The organism is Nocardiopsis sp. NRRL B-16309, from assembly GCF_001279585.1.
In the GTDB taxonomy this organism is placed as follows: domain Bacteria; phylum Actinomycetota; class Actinomycetes; order Streptosporangiales; family Streptosporangiaceae; genus Nocardiopsis.
The window spans coordinates 74566-100522 of the sequence record NZ_LGEC01000137.1 but is presented as its reverse complement, the minus strand read 5'-3'; the positions used below and the strand labels follow the sequence as shown (position 1 = coordinate 100522).

The 25957-nt window shown below is 74.9% G+C and carries 18 protein-coding genes; 10 read left to right on the top strand and 8 right to left on the bottom strand.

The genetic code is table 11. The annotated features are described in order from the left end of the window. The first annotated feature begins 104 nt into the window (after window positions 1-104). The 5 genes from ADL05_RS28055 to ADL05_RS28035 all read left to right on the top strand — a co-directional run bounded on the left by ADL05_RS28055 (window position 105) and on the right by ADL05_RS28035 (window position 6637). Window positions 105-1499, top strand: a complete 1395-nt coding sequence (locus ADL05_RS28055; RefSeq protein WP_156366088.1) for a hypothetical protein — start codon at window positions 105-107, stop codon at window positions 1497-1499. Window positions 1500-1514: 15 nt separating this feature from the next. After that, on the top strand, window positions 1515-2828 hold the full coding sequence (locus tag ADL05_RS28050) for a hypothetical protein (RefSeq protein ID WP_053620026.1): 1314 nt from the start codon (window positions 1515-1517) through the stop codon (window positions 2826-2828). Window positions 2829-3050: 222 nt separating this feature from the next. Further along, the gene (locus ADL05_RS31405; RefSeq protein WP_053620025.1) at window positions 3051-4250 is read left to right on the top strand and encodes a hypothetical protein; all 1200 of its coding nucleotides are present in this window, start codon (window positions 3051-3053) and stop codon (window positions 4248-4250) included. 27 nt (window positions 4251-4277) lie between these two features. Further along, on the top strand, window positions 4278-5885 hold the full coding sequence (locus ADL05_RS28040; protein WP_053620024.1) for a hypothetical protein: 1608 nt from the start codon (window positions 4278-4280) through the stop codon (window positions 5883-5885). Between the two features lie 62 nt (window positions 5886-5947). Then, window positions 5948-6637 carry a peptidoglycan recognition family protein gene (locus ADL05_RS28035; protein ID WP_197285961.1) on the top strand — a complete coding sequence of 230 codons (690 nt, stop codon included), beginning with the start codon at window positions 5948-5950 and terminating at the stop codon, window positions 6635-6637. A gap of 5 nt (window positions 6638-6642) precedes the next feature. Here ADL05_RS28035 and ADL05_RS28030 read toward each other — a convergent pair whose 3' ends face one another. The 4 genes from ADL05_RS28030 to ADL05_RS28015 all read right to left on the bottom strand — a co-directional run bounded on the left by ADL05_RS28030 (window position 6643) and on the right by ADL05_RS28015 (window position 13014). After that, the gene (locus tag ADL05_RS28030) at window positions 6643-8052 is read right to left on the bottom strand and encodes a sigma 54-interacting transcriptional regulator (protein ID WP_053620022.1); all 1410 of its coding nucleotides are present in this window, start codon (window positions 8050-8052) and stop codon (window positions 6643-6645) included. 248 nt (window positions 8053-8300) lie between these two features. Further along, the gene (locus ADL05_RS28025) at window positions 8301-10520 is read right to left on the bottom strand and encodes a molybdopterin-dependent oxidoreductase (RefSeq protein ID WP_053620021.1); all 2220 of its coding nucleotides are present in this window, start codon (window positions 10518-10520) and stop codon (window positions 8301-8303) included. 255 nt (window positions 10521-10775) lie between these two features. Further along, window positions 10776-11756 (bottom strand): D-alanine--D-alanine ligase, encoded by a 981-nt coding sequence (locus ADL05_RS28020; protein ID WP_231640933.1) that lies wholly within the window; start codon window positions 11754-11756, stop codon window positions 10776-10778. A 25-nt stretch (window positions 11757-11781) separates the two neighbouring features. Continuing rightward, window positions 11782-13014, bottom strand: coding sequence for a PLP-dependent aminotransferase family protein (locus ADL05_RS28015; RefSeq protein WP_053620019.1), 1233 nt, complete (start codon window positions 13012-13014; stop codon window positions 11782-11784). 564 nt (window positions 13015-13578) lie between these two features. On the opposite strand from ADL05_RS28015, the gene ADL05_RS28010 reads away from it, so the two are divergent. Next, window positions 13579-14250, top strand: a complete 672-nt coding sequence (locus ADL05_RS28010; RefSeq protein ID WP_197285960.1) for a hypothetical protein — start codon at window positions 13579-13581, stop codon at window positions 14248-14250. A 313-nt stretch (window positions 14251-14563) separates the two neighbouring features. Here ADL05_RS28010 and ADL05_RS28005 read toward each other — a convergent pair whose 3' ends face one another. Next, window positions 14564-15883, bottom strand: coding sequence for a GAF domain-containing protein (locus ADL05_RS28005; protein ID WP_053620018.1), 1320 nt, complete (start codon window positions 15881-15883; stop codon window positions 14564-14566). Between the two features lie 249 nt (window positions 15884-16132). Further along, complete coding sequence (locus ADL05_RS28000) at window positions 16133-18001, bottom strand: PucR family transcriptional regulator ligand-binding domain-containing protein (protein WP_053620017.1); 1869 nt, start codon at window positions 17999-18001, stop codon at window positions 16133-16135. Window positions 18002-18289: 288 nt separating this feature from the next. On the opposite strand from ADL05_RS28000, the gene speB reads away from it, so the two are divergent. The 4 genes from speB (at window position 18290) to ADL05_RS27980 (ending at window position 23959) form a co-directional block, all read left to right on the top strand. Further along, entirely contained in the window at window positions 18290-19243 is a 954-nt protein-coding gene (speB, locus tag ADL05_RS27995) for an agmatinase (protein ID WP_053620016.1), read from the top strand. A 4-nt stretch (window positions 19244-19247) separates the two neighbouring features. Continuing rightward, entirely contained in the window at window positions 19248-20864 is a 1617-nt protein-coding gene (locus ADL05_RS27990) for a thiamine pyrophosphate-binding protein (RefSeq protein WP_053620015.1), read from the top strand. 109 nt (window positions 20865-20973) lie between these two features. Continuing rightward, window positions 20974-22479, top strand: coding sequence for a cytosine permease (locus ADL05_RS27985; RefSeq protein ID WP_053620014.1), 1506 nt, complete (start codon window positions 20974-20976; stop codon window positions 22477-22479). A gap of 37 nt (window positions 22480-22516) precedes the next feature. Continuing rightward, window positions 22517-23959 (top strand): aminobutyraldehyde dehydrogenase, encoded by a 1443-nt coding sequence (locus tag ADL05_RS27980; RefSeq protein WP_053620013.1) that lies wholly within the window; start codon window positions 22517-22519, stop codon window positions 23957-23959. A 177-nt stretch (window positions 23960-24136) separates the two neighbouring features. Here ADL05_RS27980 and ADL05_RS27975 read toward each other — a convergent pair whose 3' ends face one another. Both ADL05_RS27975 and ADL05_RS27970 read right to left on the bottom strand, forming a co-directional pair. Continuing rightward, window positions 24137-25123: an ABC transporter substrate-binding protein gene (locus ADL05_RS27975; protein ID WP_053620012.1), complete on the bottom strand. Its 987-nt coding sequence runs from the start codon at window positions 25121-25123 to the stop codon at window positions 24137-24139. Beyond that, window positions 25120-25914 carry an ABC transporter ATP-binding protein gene (locus tag ADL05_RS27970; protein ID WP_053620088.1) on the bottom strand — a complete coding sequence of 265 codons (795 nt, stop codon included), beginning with the start codon at window positions 25912-25914 and terminating at the stop codon, window positions 25120-25122. Before ADL05_RS27970 ends, ADL05_RS27975 begins: the two co-directional genes overlap by 4 nt. Window positions 25915-25957: the final 43 nt, after the last annotated feature.

The following is a 25957-nucleotide window of genomic DNA, read 5'->3' as shown; positions in this document are numbered from 1 at the left end:
CGACCGGTGCTCTTCCGGGGCCGTGGCACGGATCCTGCAGGAGCGGGGGCGAGGGCCCTCGCCCCGGCAGGGCGGGCCCGCGCCGACGGACCCGGGAGGCGACGATGGAGGACCTGGACCGATCGACGGCCGCGGGCGCGGCTCCGGGCGGTACGCCCCTGGGGCCGCCCTTCGACCTGCTGGAGTCGGAGGCCGCGTCCCTGCTGGACCGGGTCGCGCTCGTGCGGCCCTTCGCCCTGCACGAGACCATGGTCCCCGCCGCGGCCCCGCCGGCCGGCGCCCTGCTGGAGATCGAGCGCTTCCTGGCCCGCGGCCGGCGGCTGCTGCTGCGGCGCGTCGGGCTCTTCCTGCACCGGTTGCGGTCCGCCGCCGACGGGGCCGATCCCGCCCGTGCCCAGCGGGCCTTCGTCCTGCTGCGGCTGGAGTTCAACGACCTGCTGTCGCAGTTCGACCTGTTCGCCGACGTCGTCACCCAGCGCAGCGAGCACGGGACGGGGGTGTGGCTGGCCGGGCTCGACGCCGCCGCGGCGGACGGGCTGCGCGCCGCCGCTCCCCTGGCGGAGGGCCGGGCCGGGCGCGTGCCCGAGGTCGTGTGCTACCTGGACCGGGGGCCGGGTGCGGCGATCCGCCGGGCCCGCACCCGTCTGCCGGGAGGGCCGCCCAACCCGGTGGCGATCGTCCGCGTGCCGCGCGAGCGCATGGTCGGCACCGGGATCGCGTCGTCGCTGATGCACGAGGTCGGCCACCAGGGCGCCGCCCTGCTCGACCTGCGCGCGTCCGTGGGCGACGAGGTGGCGCGGCGGCGGGCGCGGGCCCCGGTGCGGGACCGCGCGGCCTGGGATCTGTGGCAGCGCTGGCTGGGCGAGGTCGTCCCCGACTTCTGGGCGGTGGCGAACGTGGGCGTGTGCGCCACCCTGGGCCTGATCCAGGTCGTGAGCCTGCCGCGGGCGTTCGTGTACCGGGTGTCCCCGGACGGTCCCCACCCGGCACCGTGGGTGCGGGTCCTGTTGAGCGCCTCCATCGGCGCGCGCCTGTACCCGCACCCGCAGTGGCGGCGGCTGGGCCGCGCCTGGACCGCGCTCTACCCCGCCGACCCGGGCCGGGCCGGCTTCGACCGCCTGCTGGCGACCCTGCCGGAGCTGGTGGAGCTCCTGGTCGAGCACCGCTCCCCCGCTCTGGGCGGGCGCAGCCTGGCGGAGTCCATGCCGCTGGACGAGCGCGCTCCGGCCCGGCTGCGCGGGACGGCGCTGCGGTGGCGGCGCGATCCGCGCACGGCGTCGGCTCTGACGCCCTCGGCGGCCTTCGCCGTGCTCGGCCAGGCCCGCGCCGACGGCCTGATCCGCACCTCCGACGAGTGCCGCCTGGTCCGGGGCCTGTTGGAGGCGTGGGCGCTGGACCGCGCGCTGGGCGGTGCCCCGCCCACCGCACCGCGCGAGCGCGCCGGACCGGCGGCCGGACCGGCGCCGCGCGTGAGATGCTCGATACCGGACCGGGGTTGAGACGGGGAGGCCGTCATGCACCCTGTACTGGGGCAGGTGCCCCTGCCGCGCCTGGAGCCGCGCTGCACGCCGGAGCAGGTCGCCTACGCGCGCCTGCTGTCCCTGGACGGCGCGGCGTTCGAGTCGGCCGTGGCCGCCGAGCTCGACGCCAACCCGGCGCTCGACCGCCAGGACGCCGCGTGCCCGCTGTGCGGCGGCGTCGTCCGGGGCCCGTGCTGCGCGCCGGCCCGGCGGCGCGGGGACGGCGGCGACCTCCCCGCCCGCTCCACCGGCTCGTGCGAACTCGTGCCCGCCGCCCCCACGCTCGCCGAGGCCCTGCTGCGCGACCTGGCGCCGCTGGTGCCCGGCGCGGACCTGCCGGTGGCGCGCTACGTCCTGGCCGCGCTGGACGGGCACGGCCTCCTGGACGGCACTCCCGCGCAGGCCGCCCGTGCGCTGGGGGTGGACGTGCGGCGGGTGGAGGGCGTCATCGGCGCCCTGCGCGAGGTGACCTGCCCCGGGGCGGCGGCGTCGAGCCTGCGCGAACACCTGCTGCTGGACCTGGCCGCCCTGGACGACACGCCCCCGGTCCGGCTGGCGCGGGCCCTGGTCGGGGAGGCGGCCGACGCCCTGGCGCGCGGCGGGGCGGCCGCCGCGGCACGGGCCCTGGGCCGCTCGCGCGACGAGGTCGCCGCCGCCTGCGACTTCCTGCGGTCGCACCTGCACCCCTACCCCGTGCTCGACGCCGGCCGCGACCACGCGGCGCCGGTGGTGTACACCGTGCCCGACGTGGTGCTGAGCGCGGACGGGGGCGTCCTCGCCGCCCGCGTCGTCGAGGCCGACCGCGTGCTCCTGCGGGTGGACGAGCGCTTCGACCGGCTCGCCCGTGCGTCCGAAGCGGCGAGCGGGGCCGTGCGGGCCCGCGAGGCCGTGGACCGGGCGCGGCTGTTCCTGGACCGGGTCGCCCGCCGCTGGTGGACGATGCGGGCCGTGGCCGAGGCCGTCGCCGCGCACCAGAGCGACTTCGTCCTGTCCGGCGGCCCGATGCGCCCCCTGACGCGCAGCGCGCTCGCCGAACGCCTGGGTCTGCACGAGTCCACCGTGGGACGGGCGGTGCGCGACCGCTCGGTCCGGCTGCCCTCGGGCCGGACGGTCCCCTTCGCCCTGTTCTTCGCGACCGCCCCGGGTGTGCGCGAGGAGCTGGCGGCCATCGTCGCCGGTGAGGACCGCCCGCTGACCGACGCCGAACTGGCGCTGGAGCTGGAGCGGCGCGGCCACCGGGTCGCGCGGCGCACGGTGGTCAAGTACCGGGCCCAGCTCGACATCGCCCGCGCGGCCGACCGGGGCTGAACGCCCGGGCCCGGCGGACTCCGCGAGCAGCTCCCCGCGGTCCCCCGCCCGAGGCGGTCTCCGGCTCCCGCGCAACCGGCTGCGCGCTTCGGGCCGCTCCGCGCCCGCCTCGCGCAGTGCGTTGCGCGTCGGACGCGGCTCCGCCGGGGGGACGGGCGTGGCACGCCTCCTGCTGTGTGGTGGACGAGGGCATTGGCAGCACGGACCCGAGGGGGGAGACCGATGCACGATCTCGATCTGATCCTGCAGCACGACGACGACACCTCGTACGGTGACGGGGCGACGGAGGAGACCGAACTGGCCTACGAGCTCGTGGACGCGGACGGACCGGAGGAACTCGACCGGTTCATCGGCGGGCTGGTCCGCAAGGCGGCCCGGTCGGTGGGGCGGACCCTGCGCTCGGACGTGGGCCGGGCGGTCGGCACGGTGGTGCGGGACGCGGTCTCCGGCGCCGCCGACACCGGCGTCTCCGCGCTGGCCGGTTCCGTGGGCGGAGCGGTGGGCCGGCGGGTCGGCTCCCGTGAGGCCGGCGAGCGCATCGGCCGCCGGATCGCCGCGGGCGCCCTGAAGCGCTTCGGCCAGGGCGAGCTGGAGTCCGACTCCGGCGAGGCCGACCTGGAGGTGGCCCGCGACCTGGTCCGCTTCGCCGAGGAGACCGCGCGCAGGGCCGCCCGCTCCCGTGTGGGCGCCAACCCGTGGCGGGCGGCGGTGGACGCGGCGCTGGCGGCCGCGAACGAGGTGGGCGTCGACATCGGCGGCCGCGGACGGGCCGACGGCGACCGGGACGGCGCGTCGCGGGACGAGGGCGACGGGGACACCGACGAGTTCGGCTTCCCCCAGGAGTCGGAGGACGACCCCGGGGACGGGTTCGCGGACACCGGGGACGCGGACGAGGGCGAGGAGATGGAGCTGGCGGCCGAACTGCTGTCGGTGACCGACGACGCGGAGCTCGACGAGTTCCTCGGCAAGGTGTTCCGCCGCGCCCGCAAGTCGGTCAAGCGCGCGGTGCGCGGTCCGGTGGGCCGCAGGCTCGGCCGCGCGCTGAAGGGCGTCGCGAAGAAGGCGCTGCCGATCGCGGGAGGCGCCGCGGGCACGGCTCTGGGCGGCCCCATGGGCGGCACGGTCGGCGCGGCGCTCGGCTCGGCCGCTGGGCGCATGTTCGAGCTGGAACTGGAGGGGCTCTCACCCGAGGACCAGGAGTTCGAGGTCGCCCGCCGGTTCGTGCGGTTGGCCGACGAGGCCGCCCGACAGGCAGCCCTGGCTCCGCCGGACCTGGAGCCGCAGGTCGCGGCCAGGCAGGCGCTGGCCGGCGCCGCCCAGCGCTACGCCCCGGGCCTGGTGCGCACGGAGTCGGAGGTCGGCGCGCCGCGCTCGGGCCGCTGGGTGCGCCGGGGCCGGAGCATCGTCATCACCGGCGTCTGAGACCCGGACGCGGAAGGAGGACACACGATGTCCGACACGACCGAGGGCCTGCTCCGGCTCATCCGTGATGAGCCCGGGCTGGCCGAGAAGCTGACGGCGGACATGCTGGTCGAGATCGCGAGGGAGCACGCCGACCAGCCCCCCGCCGACACCAAGGCGGAGCTGGTCCCGCAGGTGCGGGCCCTGGCCGAGCGCTCCGAGCCGGTCCGGGGGGCTGATGAGCTGGGGGAGCCCGTGCGGGTGCGCGTCGAGGGGCCCGTGACGACGCAGCGGGACGCGCGGGCGGAGACGTCCAACGAGCTGCTGTTCGCCAAGATCCGCGAGCGCAGCGCGGCGATCTCCTACGGCGCCTACGCCGACTTCCTGTCCAAGGCGTTCTGCTCCGAGTACGGCGGTGAGGAGGCCGACCACTCGCCCTACTTCGGCGCGGACGCCTATGCCCACCTGCGCGAGGCGACCGAGAAGTTCCTCATGTGCGAGGTGGGGACGGACGACCGGGGCGAGCACACCCGCGAGCGCAACGAGGAGAGCCTGGCGCGCCTGGCGCACCACGGCTTCGAGGACTACGCGCAGCTGAGCAGGGAGTTCCGGCGCCAGTACCTGATCGACCTGGCCAAGGAGGGCGAGCGCGAGGCGCGCGTGCTGCCCTACACCAGGCGGATCATCGAGGCCCTGGGCGATCTCCCGCTCAAGACGACGCTGGGATCGGAGTGCTACGGCATCGTCCGCTCCAGGGTCTCGCCGCCGTGCCTGCTGGAACTGATCTGGTCGTACTGGCAGGAGCAGGGCATGCTCGTGCAGACGATGCAGTCGGTGAGCCTGCGCTTCCAGAACCGGGAGGTGGGTCCCGGCCACCCGCTCGCGCACCTGGAGATCGACCCGCTCCGGCCGCTGAACAACCTGATCTGGGGCTACATCCAGGACGAGCCGCGGCGGCTGAGCGTGCTGCGCCGGACCTACGAGTACGACCACCAGTACGGGCTCCGGCTGCGCGGCAAGGCCGTGCCCGCGCTGAACCCGGCCGACAGCCGCCGCCGGTTCCTGGAGGCCTTCCACGACCTCCTGCACCTGGCGACGATCTTCTTCAAGGAGGACGACGACACCAACTACCGGGCGGACGGCTTCCCGATCCTGAACGCGCTCAAGGAGCTGCACCTGATCCTGGCGCAGGGCGCCCACAACCAGTTCGGCGACCTGCCCTGGCAGGCCCGCCAGGAGATGCTGATCATGCAGTGGCTGCTGGCCCGCCCGGAGATGCGCGACTTCCTGGGCGGACGCGCCATGGTGCCCTACGCCGAGCCCTGGATGGGCCGGGTGGAGACGATGGCGGCCCTGCGCGGCTGGCACCCCGCGGCCGGGGTGACCCACTTCCGCGACCTGGCGGTGTTCGGCGAGCAGATCCTGCTCTCGGCGCGCCAGGACGACTGGGTGGGCGCCTCCGACGTCGAGCGGGCCTCGAACTGGGCGCGCTTCTGGCGGCCGGAGATCCAGGGCTACATCCACGCCTACCGCGCCGCCACGGGGGTCGACCTGTCGGCCGACGCCATCGACTCGGCGCAGACGCGCATGCGCTACACCGAGCCGTCCAGGCTGCTCGCCCAGCGCGGGAACCGCTCCAAGCAGGCCCTGACCTGACAGGGTCCCGGACAGCTCCGCCGCGGCCGGTGACACGGCCGGGGCGGAGCGGGGAGGCCATGATGACGCACAGCACCGATCGGCCGCTGCCGCTCGACGCACTGTGGAACGACCCGGACGACGGCGCGGAGGAGGCGTTCCTGCCCTGGTGGCCGTTCCCCTCCGAGGTCGTGGTCGAGGACCGGACCGACACGCCGTTCCCGCACTCCGAGCACAAGCGGGACAGGCCGCGGCCCGCCGACTCGGTCTACGCGCTGGTCCTGCACCAGATGGCGTTCAGACGGAGCAGGAGCCGCGGCCCCGGCCGCTACGACGGGGTGACCGCCCACTACATCATCACCGAGAGCGGGAGGCTCGCCCAGCTCCATCCGGTCACCACCTACCTCTTCGCCTCCAACGGGTTCAACTCCGGGAGCGTGGCGGTCGAGTTCTCCGGCAACCTGCCCAGCGTGCGCGGCAGGTGCTGGAGCCCGGACACGCACGGCTGCCATGAGCTGACCAGGGCCCAGGTCGACGCGGGCCGGGGCCTGCTGCGCCACCTCGTCCGGGAGATCGGGCTGACGCACGTGCTGGCCCACCGGCAGGCCAGCGGTTCCAGGACCAACTGCCCGGGACCGGACATCTGGTACAACGTCGGCCAGTGGGGGGTGGACGAGCTGGGCCTGAAGGACGGCGGACCCGGCTTCCACCTCAAGGGGGCGAACCCGATCCCGGACCAGTGGCGCACCTGGGGCCGCTCGCCCGCCCGGTGAGCGGTTCACCCGGCGTGCGGGGAGGCGTCGTCGGAGGCCGCGACGTGGTCGTGCTGCCACATCTGGAGGGTGCGCACGCTGACCCCGAGGCGTTCGGCCGCCCGGCGCAGCGCCCCGGTGCGGCCCCGGCGGGCCTCCTCGGCCAGGACCAGGCCGATCAGCTCGTCGCGGACCGCGTCCTTGACCTGGGGCAGCGTCGCACCGCGCGCCAGGGCCGCGCGCAGGGGGCCGGACAGGGAGCGGGCCAGCGGCTCGGGCCCGCGGTCCGGGCGTTCGTCGGGCGGCACGTCGCCCACGGTGACCAGGCCCGGGCCGGCGTGCCGTGCGGCCATCCGGTACACGAGCTGGCGCAGTTCGCGGACGTTGCCGGGGTAGTCGAGGGCGACGAGCATGTCCTGGACCGCCCGGTCGAAGCACGGCCGCTCGTGCTCGGGCATGGCGTGGCGCAGGAAGTGCTCGGCCAGCGGCAGGATGTCGTCGGGGCGCTCCCGCAGGGGCGGCAGGTGGAAGCGGGACACGGCGATGCGGTAGTAGAGGTCGCCGCGGAAGCTCCCCTGGCGGATGTGCTCGCGCAGGTCGCGGTTGGTGGCGCAGACCAGCCGGAAGCGCGTGGTGCGCCAGGCGTTGCCGCCGACCCGCTTGTAGGTGCCCTCCTGGATGACCCGCAGTAGTTCCGCCTGCAGTTCCAGGGGGAGTTCACCCACCTCGTCCAGGAACAGGGTGCCCTGGTCGGCCAGGGCGAAGGCACCGTCGCGCGCGCCGACCGCGCCGGTGAAGCTGCCCTTCTCGTGCCCGAAGAACTCGCTGCCGGCCAGGGTCGGGGTGATGGTGGTGCAGTCCACCAGGACGAGGGACGAGCGCCCCGACCGCCGGTCGAGGGCGTTGACGAGTCGGGCGACGAGTTCCTTGCCGGTCCCGGTCTCGCCGGTGACGAGCACGGGGTTGTCGGTGAAGGCGGCGGTCTCGGCCAGGTCGGACAGGACCGAGCGCCAGACGGCGCTGCGGCCGACGAGGTGGTCGCGGACCACGGCCGAGTCCAGGATCTCCTCCAGTCGGCGCCACCGCCGCAGCCGGGCGGCCACGGCGCGCACCGCGCGGTCCCCTCCCCCGGCCCAGGGCAGGACGTCGGCGGCCCCGTGGCGCAGCAGCGGCCAGGCGTCGAGCGGCGGCGTCTCCTCGTGTCCGAGGCAGAGCACGAGGACGCGGCCGGCCCGGCCCATCTCGTGGACGAGGTCGTGGACCCGGCCGTCGGGCGCCGCGCAGGCGAGCACCCCGTCGCCGTGCGCGCCCGGCCGCCACGGGACGAGGTGGAGCCCGGTCGCGGCCAGGCGCTCGCGCGCCTGGTCCGCCGCGGTGTGGGCGCCGTCGCCCACGGCGTGGAACCAGCACGGGCCGATCGCGGGATCCTCGGACACGGTACTTCCCATCCATGGCACCGCCGGAGCGGTGCCAGGGCGCGTTCGCGGACGGGTCGGCGCGGAGCGGGAGCGCGACAGGGCGCCCCGGCGGGCGCGGCTCCACCGGCCGACACCACGGGTTCGCCACGGCGCGACCACCCTACGGCCGTGCCGAGCGGCCGTTCCAGGAGACACGCGGGGCGCTCCGGCGCGGGTCGGCGCGGACCCGGCCCGGTCTGCCCCGATGCGAGGGCCCGACGGGAGGGTCAGTCCCGGGGCAGCACCGCGACGGGGACGCCGTTGAGGACCGCGGTGCCCGAGAGCGGGTCCACCACCGAGGGGTCGGTGACGGCGTTGACGTTGACACCCGGGTTGCGCGCGGCCACCGCCATACGGGTGCCGGGCAGGCCGTGCCCCCAGCCGTGCGGCAGGCTCACCACCCCGGGAGCGACGGTGTCGGTGCGCTCCACGGGAGCGCTGACCTCGCCGGAGGCGCTGCGCACGGTGGCCTCGGCTCCCTCGGCCAGGCCCAGTCGGTCGGCGTCGTCGGGGTGGACGTGCAGGGTGCAGGTGTTGCTGCCGCCGGTGAGCCGGGGGACGTTGTGCGACCAGCTGTTGTTGGAGCGCAGGTGGCGGCGGCCCACGAGCACCAGGGAGTCGCGGCGCGCGGCCAGGCCCTCGCTCAGGCGGGCCACGTCCGCGGCCACGGGCGCGGGGCAGGCCTCGATCCGGCCGGAGGCGGTGGACAGGATCTCGGGGACGCGGGAGTCCAGTGGCCCCAGGTCCACGCCGTGCGGGGCGTCCAGCAGGCTCTGGAGCGTGAGGCCGTCGGGGCGGGCGCCGAAGGCGTCGCCGTAGGAGCCCAGGCGCAGGAGCAGGTCGACCCGGCGCTCGAACCAGGTGCCCGGGTACAGGGCGGCGGCCAGTTCGGCGGGGTCGCGTCCGTGCACGGAGGAGTCGGGATCGGCGACGGCGCGGCCGAGGATCCGGACGGTCTCGGCCTCGTCCACCGCGTCGGGGTCGGCGTCGGGACCCTGGCCCGCGGCGATCTGCACGAGGCGGCGCAGGATCAGCGACTCGTCGGCCCCGCCCTCCTCCACGGGCAGGGGCGCGGGCGAGTAGCGGACGGTGTTGCGCACCGCCAGCTCGCTGAAGGCGAGGTCGAAGTGGGCGGTGCGGCTCGGCGGCGCGGGCGGGAGGATCACGTGCGCGTGCCGTGTGGTCTCGTTGAGGTAGGGGTCCACGCTCACCATGAACTCCAGGCCCGCCAGCTCCCGGTCCAGGCGGTCGCCGCCGGGGGTGGACAGCACCGGGTTCCCGGCCACGGTGACCAGGGCCCGCACCTGCCCGGCGCCGGGGGTGGCGATCTCGTCGACCAGGGTGGCCACGGGCAGTTCGCCCTTGGCCTCGGGCAGGCCGCGCACGCGGCTGCGCCAGCGTCCGAGCTGGAAGGGGCGGCTGCGGCCGGCCCCGGCCGGGCGGTGGGCGGGGCGGGGGAAGAGGGCGCCGCCGGGGCGGTCGAGGTTGCCGGTGATCAGGTTGAGCACGTCCACCAGCCAGCTGGTGAGGGTGCCGAACTCGGCGGTCGTGGTGCCCACGCGGGCGTAGACGGCGGCGGTGGGCGCGGCGGCCAGGTCGCGGGCCATCGCGCGGATGCGGTCGGCGTCGATCCCGCAGACGGGCGCGACGGCCTCGGGGGTGAACTCCTTGGCCAGGGCGCGGACCTCCGCCAGGCCCTCGACGTGTTCGGCCAGCGCTCCGGGGTCGGCCAGGCCCTCGGCGAAGAGGGTCTGTGCCATGGCGAAGAGCAGGTAGGCGTCGGTTCCGGGCCGGACGGGGACGTGTTCGTCGGCGAGGTCGGCGGTGCGGGTGCGCCGGGGGTCGACCACGACCAGGCGTCCCCCGCGGGCGCGCAGCGCCTTGAGCCGTCCGGGGAAGTCGGGGGCGGTGCACAGGCTGCCGTTGGACTCGACCGGGTTGGCGCCGAGCATGAGCAGGTGGTCGGTGCGGTCCAGGTCGGGGACGGGGATGGCCAGGGGGTCGCCGAACATCAGGCCGCAGGAGACGTGCTTGGGCATCTGGTCGACGGTGCTGGCGCTGTAGATGTTGGGGGTGCCCAGGGTGCGCGCGAGCAGGCTCGTGTAGAGCTGTCCGGCCAGGGTGTGCACGTTGGGGTTGCCGAGGTAGGCGGCGACCGCCTCGCGGCCGTGGCGGCGCACGACCCCGGAGAGCCCGGCGTCGACGGCGGCGAAGGCCTCGGGCCAGCCGACCTCGCGCCAGTGCCCGCCCTCGCGCACCATGGGGCGGCGCAGGCGGTCGGGGTCGTTGTCGAGGGCGGGCAGGGTGGCGCCCTTGGGGCAGACGAATCCCGCGCTGAAGACGTCCTGGCGGTCGCCGCGGGCGGCGGTGACCCGCCCGGTGTCGATGGTGAGGGTGAGGCCGCAGGTGGCTTCGCACAGCGGGCAGATCCGAAGTGCCGTTTCCATGGGGGCTCCCGTTGACATACCGGACGGTCGGTTTGGAACGACACTACCGCCGCCCGCACCAGGTGTACAGGTCGGGGGCGCTCTCGCGGGGCCCGTGACGTGGGCGGCGCGCCCGACCGTGCGGACAGCGGACGCACGAGCGGGCCCGCGGACGAACGGGGCCGGACGGGACCGGGCCGAACGACCCGCGGGCCCCTGCGTACGTCGGCGCGCGGACGCGGCGCCCGGCACGTACCGGGCGCCGCGTTCGACGGCTCAGCCGCGCAGGTAGGCCTGGTGGGCCAGCTCCCGGCAGACCACCGCGAAGTCGAGTCCGGCCGCGCCCGCCGCCATGGGGAACGTGGAGGTCTCCGTCAGCCCGGGGGCGACGTTGGTCTCCAGGAAGGTGACCTGGCCGTCCCGGCCCACGATGACGTCGGTGCGCGACAGGTCGCGCAGGCCCAGCGTCTCGTGGGCGGTGAGCGCGACCCGCGTGGCCGCCTCCAGGGCGTCGTCGTCCAGGCGCGCCGGGCAGAAGAACTCGGTACGCCCGGCGGTGTAGCGCGCCGCGTAGTCGTAGACGCCGCCGTCGGGGACGATCTCCACCGGCGGCAGGGCCATCGGGCCGTCCCCGGTGTCCACCACGCCCACGGCCAGCTCCGTGCCCTGGACCTGCTCCTCGATCAGCGCGGAGTCGCTGTAGGCGAAGCAGGACACCAGCGCCGCGGACAGGTCGTGCAGCGAGGTGACCGGCGCGGCACCGAAGGCGGAGCCGCCGCGGTCGGGCTTGACGAACAGCGGCAGGCCCAGGCGGTCGGCCAGCCGCTCCAGCAGCGCCGGGGCGCCCAGGTCGTGGAAGGCCGACTTGGGCAGGGCGGCGCCGCGCGCCACCCGGACCCCGCGCGCCGCCAGCAGCGCCTTGGCCGCGGGCTTGGAGTAGGCCAGGCGGCAGGCCTCGGGCCGGGCGCCCACGTAGGGCGCGCCGACCAGTTCCAGGACCTCGCGGATCGCTCCGTCCTCGCCCGCCGATCCGTGCAGCACGGGGAAGACCACCTGGGGCGGGTCGTCGGCGAGCCGCCGCAGCAGGGTGGAGTCCACGTCGGCGACCTGCACCTCCACGTCCAGGCGCCGCAGCGCCTCGGCGACGCTGCGCCCGGAGTGGACGCTCACCTCGTGTTCGGGGGACAGTCCCCCGGCGAGAACGAGAACGCGATCAAGGTCGGCCACGGCGCGGACCTCCTTCTGTGCTGCTGTCATGGTGCGGGGTGCCCTCACGGCTGTCTCAGGGCAGGTCGGGGGCGGGTGCCTGGCTGCCTTCGGTGGGCGGGGTCAAAGTGGTGCCGAACGTATCACGCAGGTCGACCTCGCCCTCGATCGCGCCGACCAGGCGCCGCACTCCCTCGCGGATCTCCTCCGGCGTGGGGTAGCAGAAGCTCAACCGCATGTTCGCACGGCCGCGCTCGTCGGCGTAGAAACCGGTGCCCGGCACGTAGGCGACGCGCTCGGCGACCGCCCGGGGCAGCATCGCCTTGGCGTCGATGCCCTCGGGCAGGGTGGCCCACACGAAGAAGCCGCCCTCGGGCCTGGTCCACGTGCACCCGGCGGGCATCATCGCGGTCAGCGCGTTGAGCATGGCGTCGCGGCGCTCGCTGTACATCGTGTTGAACACCTTGATCTGTTCCTGCCAGGGGAAGGTGTTCAGGTAGCGGCGCACCACGAGCTGGTTGAACGTGGAGTGGCTGAGCATCGCCGACTCGGCGGCCAGGACGAGCTTGGCGCGGACCGCGGCCGGGGCCAGCGCCCAGCCGATGCGCAGGCCCGGCGAGAGCGTCTTGGACAGCGACCCGAGGTAGATGACGTTGCCGTCGCCCTGGGAGAACAGCGTGGGTTCGGGGTCGCCCTCGTACCGCAGCAGCCCGTAGGGGTTGTCCTCCACCACCAGGACGTCGTGGCGCTCGCAGATCTCCATCACGCGGGCGCGGCGCTCGGCGCTCATGGTGATGCCGGCCGGGTTCTGGAAGTTGGGGATCGTGTAGAAGAACTTGACCGTGCGGCCGGCGCGGGCGGCCTCGGTGAGCGAGCGCTCCAGCTCCTCGGGGATCACTCCGCGCTCGTCCATGCCCACGTGCCGGATGTCGGCCTGGAAGGCGGCGAAGGTGTTGATGGCGGTGACGTAGGTGGGGGCCTCGCACAGCACGATGTCGTCCGGGTCGACGAAGACCCGGGTGATGAGGTCCAGGGCCTGCTGGGAGCCGACGGTGACGATGACGTCGTCGGGGCTGGCGGTGATGCCCTCCAGCGTCATGTAGTCGCAGATCTGCTCGCGCAGGACGGGGTCGCCCTGGGCGGAGCCGTACTGCAGGGCCGCGGCGCCCTCCTCGGAGACGACGTCCTTGACCAGTTCGCCGATCTGGTCGAGCGGCAGCGCGGCCACGTTGGGCATGCCTCCGGCCAGGGAGACGACCTCCGGGCGGGACGCGACGGCGAAGAGTGCCCGGACCTCCGATGCGACCATGCCCTGTGCTCGGCGTGCGTAGCGGCCGACGTGCGGGTCGATACGCGAGCCCTGAGGGTTGGGCTGCTGCTCTCGGTGGTCAGCGGACACGATCCACCTCCGAAGAAGGACGGAAATAGCGGGGCCGCCCGGGAGCCGGCCCCGACCATCGTTGGTCTGGAGTTCGACGCCTGCCGCGGCCCGGTGGTTCACAGGGTGCCGGTGACGCGGTGGAGCCGCGTGGTGGCCCTGTGGGGTTCGGGTTGTGCGAGCCGTGGATGAACACGGTTCGGTAAATGTCCAGAGTGTAGCCCACGAGCGGTGTCGGCCCCGGGGCCAGGCCCGATCCGGGCCCGCACCGCACCGGCGATCCGCTTCCGGTGGACCCGCCCGGTGGCGGGCCCTGCCGCCTGGATCCCCGCTCCGGTGGGGGTCTCACACCCCGGATTGCCAGAACATGGCGGACTCTTCACTCTTTCCACCCGAGTCGGACATAGACCGCAAGCAGCCCATCAGCGACATTGGTCACTTCGGGTGCGCACGCAGTGACACCCGACACCGGATCCCGCACCTGGAGGGGGAACCATGGGAGTCCGCTCGACCACCGTCCTCGCGCCGCTCTCGGGCCTGCTGCTGGCCTGCGTGCTCACGACCTCCTGCGCGCTCGACGACGGCGACGGGGAGGCCGACCCCGAACGACTGGAACTGGAGGCGGCCGCCGACGCCCTGTCGGTGTCGGTCCTGCGACCGGGCGCCGAACGCGCCTTCGCGCGCGGCGGCCACGCCCTGGACGGCGGCCTGTCCTGCACCAACGAGGCACCGGCCGAGCCCTCGGCCGACCCCGAGGGCTCGGGTCCGGCGGGCGACGGCACCGAGGAGGCCGACGGCTCCGGGGAGACCGCGGGCTCAGACGGGGCCGACGGCTCCGAGGGGGCCGGGGCCACCGGGCAGGCCAGCCCGCCGGACCGCGGCGGGCTGGCGGTCTACTGCACGGGGGTCACCGGTGAGGGCGAGGAGGTGGCCTTCGAGGGCCGGCTGGCCCGCGCCGCCCTGGCCGCGCGCGGGGCCGGTGACGACAGCCTGCCCGGGGAGTTCACCGGCAGCGTGGCCGGTGAGCGGGTCTTCGCGCTGGACTGCTTCCAGTGCGCGCCCGAGGCGGCCGACGGCGGCGCGCGGGACGCGGAAGCCGCCGAAGACGGCGACGGCGGGGGCGCGGGCGGTGGGCCCGGCGCCGCGACGCCCGAGGTGTCGGAGTAGCACCGGTACCGGGCGCGTCCCCTCTCGCGCGCCCGGCACCGGCTGGGCGGCGGTGCGCCCGGAGGCGACCTCACTCCAGGGCGCACCGCCGACACGGTGACCCGGGGACTCCCCCGACCCCTCCGGATCACCTGCGGCCCGTGGGCTCGTCCGCCCCTCCCTCGAAGGCCCCCCTCAAGGCTCGAAGGCTGTGGACGTGCTTCCGACACCGGGTCGCGACCGTCGTTCCCCCTGCTCAACCCGACGACCGCCCCAACTCCGGGCCGCGTGGGTACAGACAACACCAGTCCCTGCCGTCACAGCAATGGTTGCACTAGGTTGCGACTCCGTCGCCAAGAGCGACCGCCGTGGTCCCCTCCGGCACCGCGTTCCGCAGTCGGCGGACCCCGGGGGCCTCGGACCCCGGCAACAGGTCGGCGCGGCTGTCCGGATAGCTCACCCGCACCCGGACGTCCTCCACGAACCGGTAGGGGCGGCTCTCGATGATCCCGCCCAGGTGCCGGCGCACCCGCGAGAGCTCGGCGCGCACGGTCACCACGTGGCCGCCGTCCCCGAACACGTCCTGCGACAGCTGCACGCCCGTGCGCCCCTCCCGGTGCACGGCTAACAGCAGCAGGAGTTCGGCGTGGCGGGGCGTCAGGCGGTGGGACCACTGCCCGCTCGGCCCGGCCACCGAGACCGACGGGCTGCCGCCCGCCAGGTCCAGGGTGATCGTGGAGGGCGTGTCGCCCTCCACGTGCAGCGGCCGTACCAGCCACCCGCCGGGCAACGGCTCCAGGGAGCACTCCCCCAGCGCGGGGAGCCAGGCAGTCCCAGTGTCGCGCGGCGTGGGCAGGAGCACCCGGCGCACCGGCTCCATGTTCACCACGGCGGCCGTCCACCCGGCCTCGTCCACCACCATCGCGCGCCCGCCCAGTCCGGCCAGCAGGGGCGCGGCCACCGCCCGCAGCCGCTCCAGGTGGGTGTGGTGGATGCTCTGCAGGTGCGCCTCGGCCAACTGGGCCACGGCGTGCACCAGCGCGAGCGTCGAGGGATGGATGGTGTTCACCGGGCCCGTGACGTCGATGGCCCCGAGCAGGCGGCCGTCCCGGGGGTCGTGGATGGGGGCGCAGGCGCAGGTCAGGGTGTGCAGCTGGCGGACGAAGTGCTCGGCCGAGTAGACCTGGACCGGGCGCCCCACCACCAGAGCGGTACCGATGGCGTTGGTCCCGGTGCTGCCCTCGTTCCAGAACGCCCCCTCCACGAGCCCGACCCGGTCGCCGGCCGACCTCATGCGGTGCGAGCCGTCGCGCCACAGGATCTGGCCGGCGGCGTCGGTGACCAGCATGATGTGGTCGGCCTCGTCGGCCACCGAGACCAGGGACCGGCGGATCAGCGGCAGCACCTCGGCGATGGGTGAGCTGGACCGGTACGCCTGGAGCTCGTCCAGGCGGGTGACGCGCGGCGGCGGAGCGCCGTCCGGATCGATCCCGAACCGGCGCATGCGCTGCCAGGAGTCCTCGATGACCGGGCGCAGCCGGACCGGCGCCGGACGCCCGCAGAGCGAGGCTTCGTGCACCTTGCGCAACAGGCGCGCGTGTTCACGCGCGTCGACCCCCGCGGGAAGGGCCGTGTCCAACGGAGGAAACGACATGTGGCCCCCTGACATCGACGTGGCTACGGCGATCCCCAGTTTCGTCCTTCGGCCTCGCCCGAGACGGTGGAATCGACAGAAACGTGTGCGGCGCACGTGCCGAGTGACGCCTTTGCGTCCTGGTGCGAGGTTCTGCCCGAGGGCTGGGGGCCTCCGGCCGGATCCACCAGGATCGGGCATCGGGCACACGCGCCCCAGTCCGTGGCCGGATCCGGCCACGGACTGGGCACGGACGGGGCACGGACACCCTCACGGACGTCGCCGGGAGAGGGCGAACCACAGGCGCATGCGCTGTTCGGCGTCGGACAGGTCCACGCCCAGGTCGCGTTCGATCCGGCTGATCCGGTAGCGGACGCTGTTGCGGTGCGTGCCCAGGTCGGCGGCGGCCCGGTCCCAGTTGCCGTGACGGGTGAGCCACACGTACAGGGTGTGGCGCAGGGTGCGCGCGGAGTCCGTGTCTGCCGCCAGCGGCCCGAGCACGCGGCGCGTCAGGTCGTCGACGCCCTCCGGGTCCAGGAGGGTGTCGAAGGGGTCGGTCCCGGTGTCCCACAGCAGCGGCGCGCCGCAGGCGCGGGCGCGGACCAGGAGGGCGGCCGCCTGGCGGTCGGCCCCGGCCAGGCCGCACGGCTGGACCGGCGCACTGAGCGCACCGGTCCAGCCGTGCAGGCGCAGCTCGTCCAACTGGTCCCGGTGGGCGTCCTCCCCCCGGTCGGCGAGCACCGCCCGCAGGCGCCCCTCCCCCGCGGCCCCGCTGTACTCCAGGACCGACGTGTCCAGGGGCAGGGCCGCGGGTGCGGTGTGCCGCCCCGCCCGCGCACTGGCGTGCAGCACCCGGTAGGCCACGCTCCCGGAGGCATCCGCCGTCCCCGAGGCACCCGGAAGACCGGAGGTCCCAGCGGACCCACGGGCTGCGGAGGCACCAGGCGTCCCCGAGGCACCCGAGGCACCGGGGAGGTCGCCCGGGGATCGAGTCGCATGGCCAGGGGTCCCAGGGCCCTGCGGACCGACCGTGCCAGTGGCCCGGGAGGCACCCGAGGCACCCGGAAGGCCGGGGGTCCCAACGGACCCACGGGCTGCGGAGACACCAGCCGTCCCCGAGGCACCCGAGGCACCGGGGGAACCGCTCGGAGTGCCGGAGGGCGTCGGCCTCCCGGCGGGAACCGGTGAGCCCTCGGACGCGGAAGACCCCCGGGGGTCCGTGGTCGCGGCCGGGTGGGCGTTGGCCAGCTCGGCCAGCAGGGGTTCGGTGGCGCTGGTGACGCCGCCGTCGAGGAGCAGGCCGGTGAGCAGGCGGCCCGGGACGGGCGGGGCCTCGTTCGAGGTGCGGGCCAGCAGGTCGAGCAGGGCGGTGGCGGTGCGCAGGACCGCCCGGTCGGTGATGCCGAGCGGCTCGGGGCGGCCCACCAGGACCACGCCGTGGTCCTCGGGCGGCGTACCCACCGTGTGCAGGAAGACCTCGTCGTCCCTGGAGCGGGCCTTGGCGCTGCGCGGGCCGCGCACGGAGGAGAGCTTGCCGAGCAGGTCGGACAGGTCGGACAGGGCCGCGGGGGCAGTCGGGGTGCGGCGGAGGGCCTCGGGAGCGGCGAGGGCGGCCCAGCCGTTGAGCGACTCGGCCAGGACGCGCAGCACGCGCCCCACCGGGTCGGGGTCGGAGACCGCGCGGGCGAGCACCTGGTGGGCCTCGCCCAAGCGGCGCAGGTCGCGCAGGCGGCGCTCCTCCAGCTCCTCGCCGACGGCCTGGCTGACGGCCGTGAACGGCGTGGGCCTGGGGACCTCCACCAGGGGCAGGCCCTGCTGGTGGCACTGCTCGATCAGACCCGCGGGGACGGTGTCGTGCACGGGGGTGACGCCGAAACCGACGGCGCTCACGCCCGCGCCGACCAGCGAGGCGACGTAGGCGCGCAGCCCGGCCGTCGTGGCGGGGAGGTTGACGCCGGCGGTGAGCAGGAGTTCGCCGCCGCGCAGGTAGACGGCCGGGTCGTCGAGCTCGCTGACCACCGCCCAGCCGATGCCGGGGTCGCCCGCCGCCACGACGGTGCCCAGGCCGAGGTCGCGGCGGCCGACCACGGTGCTCAGGGGCACGGAGTGGGCGTCGTCGCGGGGCGCGGTGTCGGCCATGCGCGGTCCTTCCCCGCGCCGGGGGCGCGGACGTGTGTCGCCGGTGTTGCGTCCACGGGTGCGCGGACCGCACGTTGTGGATGGTTCGTCCAAAGCCGCTTCGGATCTGGTGCGGTTCGTCCACTGGAGAGGAGTGTAATCGGTACCTAACCTGACGGCAGCCCGCGTGACCTGCGCCGACCGCACCGCCGTCCACGCCCCGGGGACCGTCCCCGCACGACCGCCTCCCACCGGCCGCATCCGCACACGACGACGACGTCCACCGACGCACCGACAGGAAGCACACCGATGAACGCACCGATCGGACCCACCGACTCCAGCCTCGTGCCGCGCTTCGCCGGACCGGCGACCTACGCGCGGCTGCCGCGCATCGACCAGGTCGACAGGGCCGACATCGCCGTGGTCGGCGTGCCCTTCGACACCGGTGTGTCCTACCGGCCCGGGGCGCGGTTCGGCCCCTCGGCCATCCGTGAGGCGAGCCGCCTGCTGCGGCCCTACCACCCGGGCCTGGACGTGTCCCCGTTCGCCTCCGCGCAGGTGGTCGACGGCGGCGACATCGCGGTCAACCCGTTCTCCATCGGCGACGCGGTCGAGACCGTCGACCAGGCGGCCTCGGAGTTCGTGCGGGCCGGGACCAAGCTCGTCACCCTGGGCGGCGACCACACGATCGCGCTGCCCCTGCTGCGCTCGCTCCACCGTCAGCACGGCCCCATCGCCATGGTCCACTTCGACGCCCACCTGGACACCTGGGACACCTACTTCGGTGAGCCCTACACGCACGGCACCCCGTTCCGACGGGCCGTCGAGGAGGGCATCCTCGACACCGAGGCGATCGCGCACGTGGGCACCCGCGGCCCGCTCTACGGCAAGCGCGACCTGGAGGACGACCGGCGCTTCGGCTTCGGCATCGTCACCGCCGCCGACGTGATGCGCAAGGGCGTGGACGAGATCTCCGACGCGCTGCGCCAGCGCGTGGGCCGCCGCCCGCTGTACGTGTCCGTGGACATCGACGTCCTGGACCCCGCCCACGCCCCCGGCACCGGCACCCCGGAGGCGGGCGGCCTGACCAGCCGCGAGCTGTTGGAGATCCTGCGCGGCCTCTCGACCTGCAACCTCGTGGGCGCGGACGTGGTGGAGGTCGCCCCGGCCTACGACCACGCGCAGATCACCGCCACCGCGGCCTCGCACGTGGCCTACGACCTCGTGAGCGTGCTGGCGCTCAACCACGGCCTGGGGGACTGAGTCCGTGGCACCGCGCACCGGTGGTGACCTGGTCACCGAGACCCTGACGGCGCTGGGCGCCCGGGTGGCCTTCGGCATCCCGGGCCAGCACGCGCTGGGGCTCTTCGACGCCCTGCGGCGCTCGGAGCTGGAGTTCGTCTCCGCCCGGGTGGAGAACAACGCCGCCTTCGCCGCCGACGGCCACGCCCGCCGGACCGGGCGCGTGGCCCCGCTGCTGGTCTCCACCGGGCCCGGCGCGCTCCTCACCCTGGCCTCCCTGCAGGAGTCCCGGGCCTCCAGCGCCCCGGTGCTGGTGATCAGCAGCCAGGTCCCGCGCGCCGGGCTGGGCGGGGCCCGCCGCGGCTTCCTGCACGAGCTGCCCGAGCAGTCGGCGAGCTTCGCGGGCGTCACCAAGTCGGTGTGCACGGTGCGGCACGCCTCGCAGATCCCCTCGGCGCTGGCCGCGGCCTGGCGGACCGCCGCCGCGGCCCCGGCCGGTCCGGTGCTGGTGGAGATCCCGCAGGACGTGCTGCTGGAGCCGACCGCCGTGCCGCCCGTGGCGGACGTGGACGGCAGCCCCGCGCCCCTGGAGCCGCGCGCCGAACTCGTGGCCGAGGCCGCCCGGCTGCTGGACGGGGCGCGGCGCCCGGTCGTGCTCGCCGGCGGCGGTGTGAGCCGCGCGGGCGGCCACGGCGCGCTGCTGGAGCTGGCCGAGGCCCTCCAGGCGCCGGTGGCGACCACTTTCGGCGGCAAGGACGCCTTCCCGTGGACGCACCCGCTGTCACTGGGGTCGTGGCTGGAGGACCGGCACACCACGGACTACCTCGCCGACGCCGACGTGCTCCTGGTGGCCGGTTCGGGGCTGGGCGAGCTGTCCAGCAACTACCACACCCTCGCCCCGCGCGGCCGCGTGGTGCAGGTCGAGGCCGACCTGGGCAAGCTGGAGTCCAACCTCCCGGCGCTGGGCGTGCACGGCGACGCCGCCCTGACGCTGGCCGCGCTGGCCGAGCGGGTCACGCGCCGACCGGCCGACCCGGCCGTGGCGGCGGAGGTGGCCGGGGTCAGGTCCGCGGTCGCCGCCCGTCTGGACGCCCAGGACCTGTCCGCCGAACGGGAGGTGCTGGCGGCCGTGCGCGCGGCGCTGCCCGACGACGCGCCCAGCTTCTGGGACATGACGGTGCTCGCCTACTGGGCGTGGTCGGCGTGGGATCCGCGCGGGGGCCGGATGTTCTCCGCGCAGGGCGCGGGCGGGCTCGGCTACGGGCTGCCCGCCGCCTTGGGCGCGGCGGCCGCCGGCGGGGGTCCGGTACTGGCCGTGTCCGGCGACGGCGGCGCCATGTACTCGATCGCGGAGCTGGCGACCGCCCGCCAGCACGACCTGGACGTGACGTGGCTGGTCGTCGACGACGGCGGCTACGGCATCCTGCGCGCGTACATGGAGGACGCGTTCGGCGAGGCCGCCCACACGGAGCTGGCGCGCCCGGACTTCCCCGCGCTGGCCGCGGCGTTCGGTGTCCCCTCCACGCTCACCACACCCGAGCGGCTGCGCGGGGACCTGGCGGCGGCTCTGGCCTCGCCCGGCCCGCACGTGGTCGTCCTGCCCATGGTGCTGGGGCTGTTCGCGCCCAGCCACCTTTTCTAGGCCCCGCACGGCGGGCACCCACCCGCCCGCCGCGCGTCAGCCCTGCGGCACTCCCGCCGCGCTCCCATCCCCATCCCCCGACCAGGGGCACGCCCTTCAGGAGGACCCCGTGTCCACACCCGACCACACGCCGGCCACCGGCGCGCCGCAGCGCGTGACCGAGGTGGAGGCCTTCGGTGTCGCGCCGATCCCGGTCCGGGCGCAGACCTCGCGCCCCTTCGACCTGTTCCGCCTCACCTTCGGCGGCGCCAACACCTTCGCCACCATCATCCTGGGCACCCTGCCGATCGCCTACGGGCTCGGCTTCGCCGCCGCGGCCGCGGCCACGCTGGTGGGCGTGGTCCTGGGCGCCCTGATCCTGTCGCCCATGGCGCTGTTCGGCCCGCGCACGCGCACCAACAACGCGGTCTCCTCCGGGGCGCACTTCGGCGTGGTGGGGCGCTCGCTGGGCTCCCTGCTGTCGCTGCTGACCGCCGTCACCTTCTTCTCCATCTCGGTGTGGGTCAGCGGTGACGCGATCGTGGGCGCGGCGACGCGCTTCGGCTTCGAGGGCGGCCAGGGGCTGCGCGCGACCGCCTACGGCGTGATCGCGCTGGCGGTGTTCGCCGTGTGCGTGTACGGCTACCAGTTCATGCTGCTGATCAACAAGGTCGCCGTCGTGGCCGGCAGCGCGCTGATGCTGCTGGGCGCGGTGGCCTACGGCGGTTCCTTCGACCCCTCCTTCGCCGGGACCGGGGACTACCTGCTGGGCGGCTTCTGGCCGACGTGGGTGCTCGCGGTGCTCACGATCATGTCCAACCCGGTGTCCTTCGGCGGGTTCCTGGGCGACTGGGCCCGCTACATCCCGGCCACGTGGTCGACCCGGTCGCTGCTGGCCGCCCCGTTCCTGGCCCAGGTCGCCACCCTGCTCCCGTTCGGCTTCGGCCTCACCACGGCCACGCTGGTGGCCGACCCGGGCGACTACGTCGCGGGCCTGGCCGTGGCCTCACCGCTGTGGTACGCCCTGCCGCTGCTGCTCGTGGCGCTGATCGGTGGCCTGTCCACGGGCACGACCGCGCTGTACGGAACAGGGCTGGACTTCTCCTCCCTGGTGCCGCGGCTGAACCGCGTGCAGGGCACCGTGGTGGTGGGATCGCTCGCGCTGGTGCTGATCTTCGTGGGCACCTTCCTGTTCGACATCGTCGAGACCATCAACGCCTTCGCCATCCTCATCGTGCTGCTCACCTCGCCGTGGATGGTCGTGATGATGCTCGGATACGTGTTCCGGCGCGGCCACTACCTGGTCGATGACCTGCAGGTGTTCAACGAGGGCCGCCGCGGCGGCGCCTACTGGTTCACCCGCGGCGTGAACTGGCGGGGCACGGCCGCCTGGGCGCTGGCCGCCGCGGCCGGACTGCTGTTCGCCAACACCCCGATGCTCGTCGGCCCGCTGGGCGACCTGGCCGGCGGCATCGACCTGAGCCTGCCCGCGGCGCTGCTGACCGCCGCGGTCGTCTACCCCGTCGCCGTCACCGTCTTCCCGGAGCCCCGGGAGGTCTTCGGTCCGCAGGGTCCGCGCTGGGTCCCCTGTGCCGAGAGCGGCGACGAACCCGACCGCGTCCCCGTGGCGCGCTGACCCGCACGTCCCACACCGACCGACGAGACGAGAGACCATGCGTACGCACGCGTTCGACATCCTGCCGAGCTTCATCGACGGCGCCCCCGTCCTGCCCGGGGGCGACCGGGTCCTGGACCTGGTGGACCCGGTCACCGGCGAGGTGGCCGGCCGGGCGGGGATCTGCGGGGCCCCGGAGGTGGAGGCGGCCATGACCGCCGCCGCCCGCGCCTTCCGGAGCTGGCGCCGGGAGGCCACCCCGGCGCGGCGCCAGGAGGTGCTGCTGGGCCTGGCCGACGCCCTGGCCGCGCGGGCCGAGGAGTTCGCCGACGCCGAGTGCCGCGAGACCGGCAAGCCGCGCGCCTCCATGCTGGAGGAGGAGATCCCCTTCTGCGTGGACACCCTGCGCTTCTTCGCCGGGGCCGCGCGCCACCTGGAGGGCCGGGCCGCCGCCGAGTACATGGGCGGGCACACCTCCTGGATCCGCCGCGAGCCGGTGGGCGTGTGCGTGGGCGTGACGCCGTGGAACTACCCGCTGATGATGGCGGTGTGGAAGATCGGTCCGGCGCTGGCCGCCGGGAACACGGTGGTGCTCAAGCCCGCCGAGACCACACCGACCACCACGGTCATGCTCGCCGAGATCGCCGCGGACGTGCTGCCGTCGGGTGTGCTGTCCACGGTGGTGGGCGACCGCGACACCGGCCGCCTGGTGGTGGAGCACCCGGCCGCGCGCCTGGTGTCGATCACCGGCTCCACCCGGGCGGGCGTGCAGGTGGCGCGGGCGGCGTCGGCCGACCTCAAGCGGCTGCACCTGGAGCTGGGCGGCAACGCGCCGGTGCTGGTCTTCGACGACGCCGACGTGGCGGCGACCGCCGCGGGCGTGGTGGCCGGCGGCTTCCTCAACGCCGGGCAGGACTGCACCGCAGCGACGCGGGTGCTGGTGCAGGAGGGCGTGCACGACGCGTTCGTGGCGGAGCTGGCGCGCCTGGCCGCCGAGCAGACCACGGGGCTGCCGAGCGGGGAGAACGGCGACTTCGGACCCCTCAACAACGCCGACCAGTTCGCGCGGGTGACGGGGCTGCTGGAGCGGCTGCCCGCGCACGCGGTCGTGGAGACCGGCGGGCAGCGCGTGGGCGAGCGCGGCTTCTTCCTGGCGCCGACGGTGGTGTCGGGGCTGCGCGCGGACGACGAGATCGTGCGCGAGGAGGTCTTCGGCCCGGTCGTGACGGTGCAGCGCTTCGCCGACGAGGCCGAGGCCGTCGAGCTGGCCAACGGGGTCGACCAGGGCCTGGCGTCCTCGGTGTGGACCGCCGACCACGCGCGGGCGATGCGCGTGAGCGCCGAGCTGGACTTCGGCGCGGTCTGGGTGAACTCCCACGGTGAGCTGACCTCGGAGATGCCGCACGGCGGGTTCAAGCACTCGGGATACGGCAAGGACCTGTCCGCCTACAGCCTGGAGGACTACACCCGCGTCAAGCACGTGATGAGCTCGCTGGGCTGACCGGGGTGCGTGCGGCCGGGGCCCGTTCTGCGACGGGCCCCGGCCGCAGCGCCGGGAGGCGCGTCGCCGGGGCCGAGCGGCATGTGCCGGGCCGCGGGTGGGGGGCCAGGGGCCCGGCCGCAGGACCGGGGGGCGGATCGCCGATGGCGGGCCCGCCTCCCGGCCTCCCCCGTCCGGCTACTCCTCCCGCATGTCCCGCAGCGCCTCCTCCACCCGGTCGAGGGTGTAGTGCGCGTCGGTGTAGCCCGCGACGGTGTTCTTGCCCGCGGGGTAGGCGCGGCCGTCGCGCACGGCGGGAAGCTCCTCGTAGAGCGCGGTCGCCTGCAGGTCCTCCATGAAGGGGTTGATCTCGCCGCGCAGGTTGGAGTCGAGGAAGAGGACGTCGGCGTCGCCCACGGCCGAGGTGAGCTTCTCGTTGGACAGCACGGCCTCCGGCTCGTCCTCGTCCGCGACGATCTCGTTCTCCTGCTCGGACCAGGTGAAGCCGAGCGGCAGCAGCAGCGTGCCGGTCATGTTGTCCTCACCCCACACGTAGACGCTGTTCTCCTCGTAGGACCCGATGACGCCGACCGTGGTGCCCTCGATCTCGTCGGCGTACTCTTCCGCGATCTCCTGCTGGCGCGCCTCGAACTCCTCCGCGAGCCCCTCCACGCGGTCGGGCACCCCGAGCGCGTCGGCGATCTCCTCCGTGCGCTGCTCCCACCGCGCGCGGTCGCCGCCGCGCAGGGTGAAGGTGTACACGGGGGCGACGGCCCGGAGCTGCTCGGCGACCTCCTCCTCGTAGATGTTCGGGGCCAGGATGAGGTCCGGCTCCAGCTCCGCGATCGCCTCCAGGTCGGGCTCGACCATGTCGGTGACGACCGGGACCTGCTCGACCTCGTCGGCGATCTCCTCGGGGATGATCCCCTCCTCGAAGACGCCCTGGCCGACGGGGGTGAAGCCCAGGTCGAGCACGGGCTGGGTGGCGGCGTAGTGCAGCGTGACCACGCGCTCGGGGACGGCGGGGACCTCGACCTCGGTGTCCGTGGCGTCGGTGACCGTGCGGGTCTCCTCCTGCTCCTGGGCGCCGGTGCCCTCGCCGTCGGAGGAGGACGCGCAGCCGCCCAGGGCCAGGGCGAGGGCCGTGACTCCCGCGGCCAGGAGGGTGGGGGACGACGACTTCATGGGGTGACCTTTCGGATGGGACCGTCCGCGGCCGCCTCGCGGCCGCGGTGCCGGGTGATGACGTGAGGGCCGCCGTTGACGGGGTCCTCGATGATGGTGGCGTCGATGTCGAAGACCTCGTCGAGGAGCTCTGCGGTGAGGACCTCGTCCGGACTCCCCTCGGCCACGATGCGTCCGCCCGACATCACGATGAGGTGCCCGGCGTAGCGGGCCGCGTGGTTGATGTCGTGCAGCACGGCGACGATCGTCCGCCCGCCCGTCCGGTTGAGGTCGGCGAACAGATCGAGCAGTGAGATCTGGTGTGAGACGTCCAGGAACGTGGTCGGCTCGTCGAGCAGCAGCAGCGGGCTCTCCTGCGCGAGCGCCATGGCGACCCAGGCTCGCTGGCGCTGGCCGCCGGACAGTTCGTCGATCGGGCGGTCGGCGAGCGCGGCCATGTCGGTCTGGTCCAGGGCGCGCCGCACGCTCCGCTCGTCCTGCTCCGACCAGCGGGAGAGGATCGACTGGTGCGGATAGCGGCCGCGGCGCACGAGATCGAACACCGAGATGCCCGCGGGTGCCACGGCCGACTGCGGCAGCAGGCCGAGCCGCACGGCCACGTCCTTGGCGCGGGTGCGGTGGATGTCCTTGCCGTCGAGGTAGACGGTTCCGGCGTGCGGTCTGAGCAGGCGCGACAGGGAGCGGAGCAGGGTGGACTTGCCGCACGCGTTCGGGCCGAGGACGACCGTGAACCCGCCGTCGGGGATGTCCACGCTCAGGTGTTCACCGATGACGCGCCGCTCGTAGGCCATGGTGATGTCGTGGGCCCGCAGGGGCGGCGCCGGGGCGGACCCG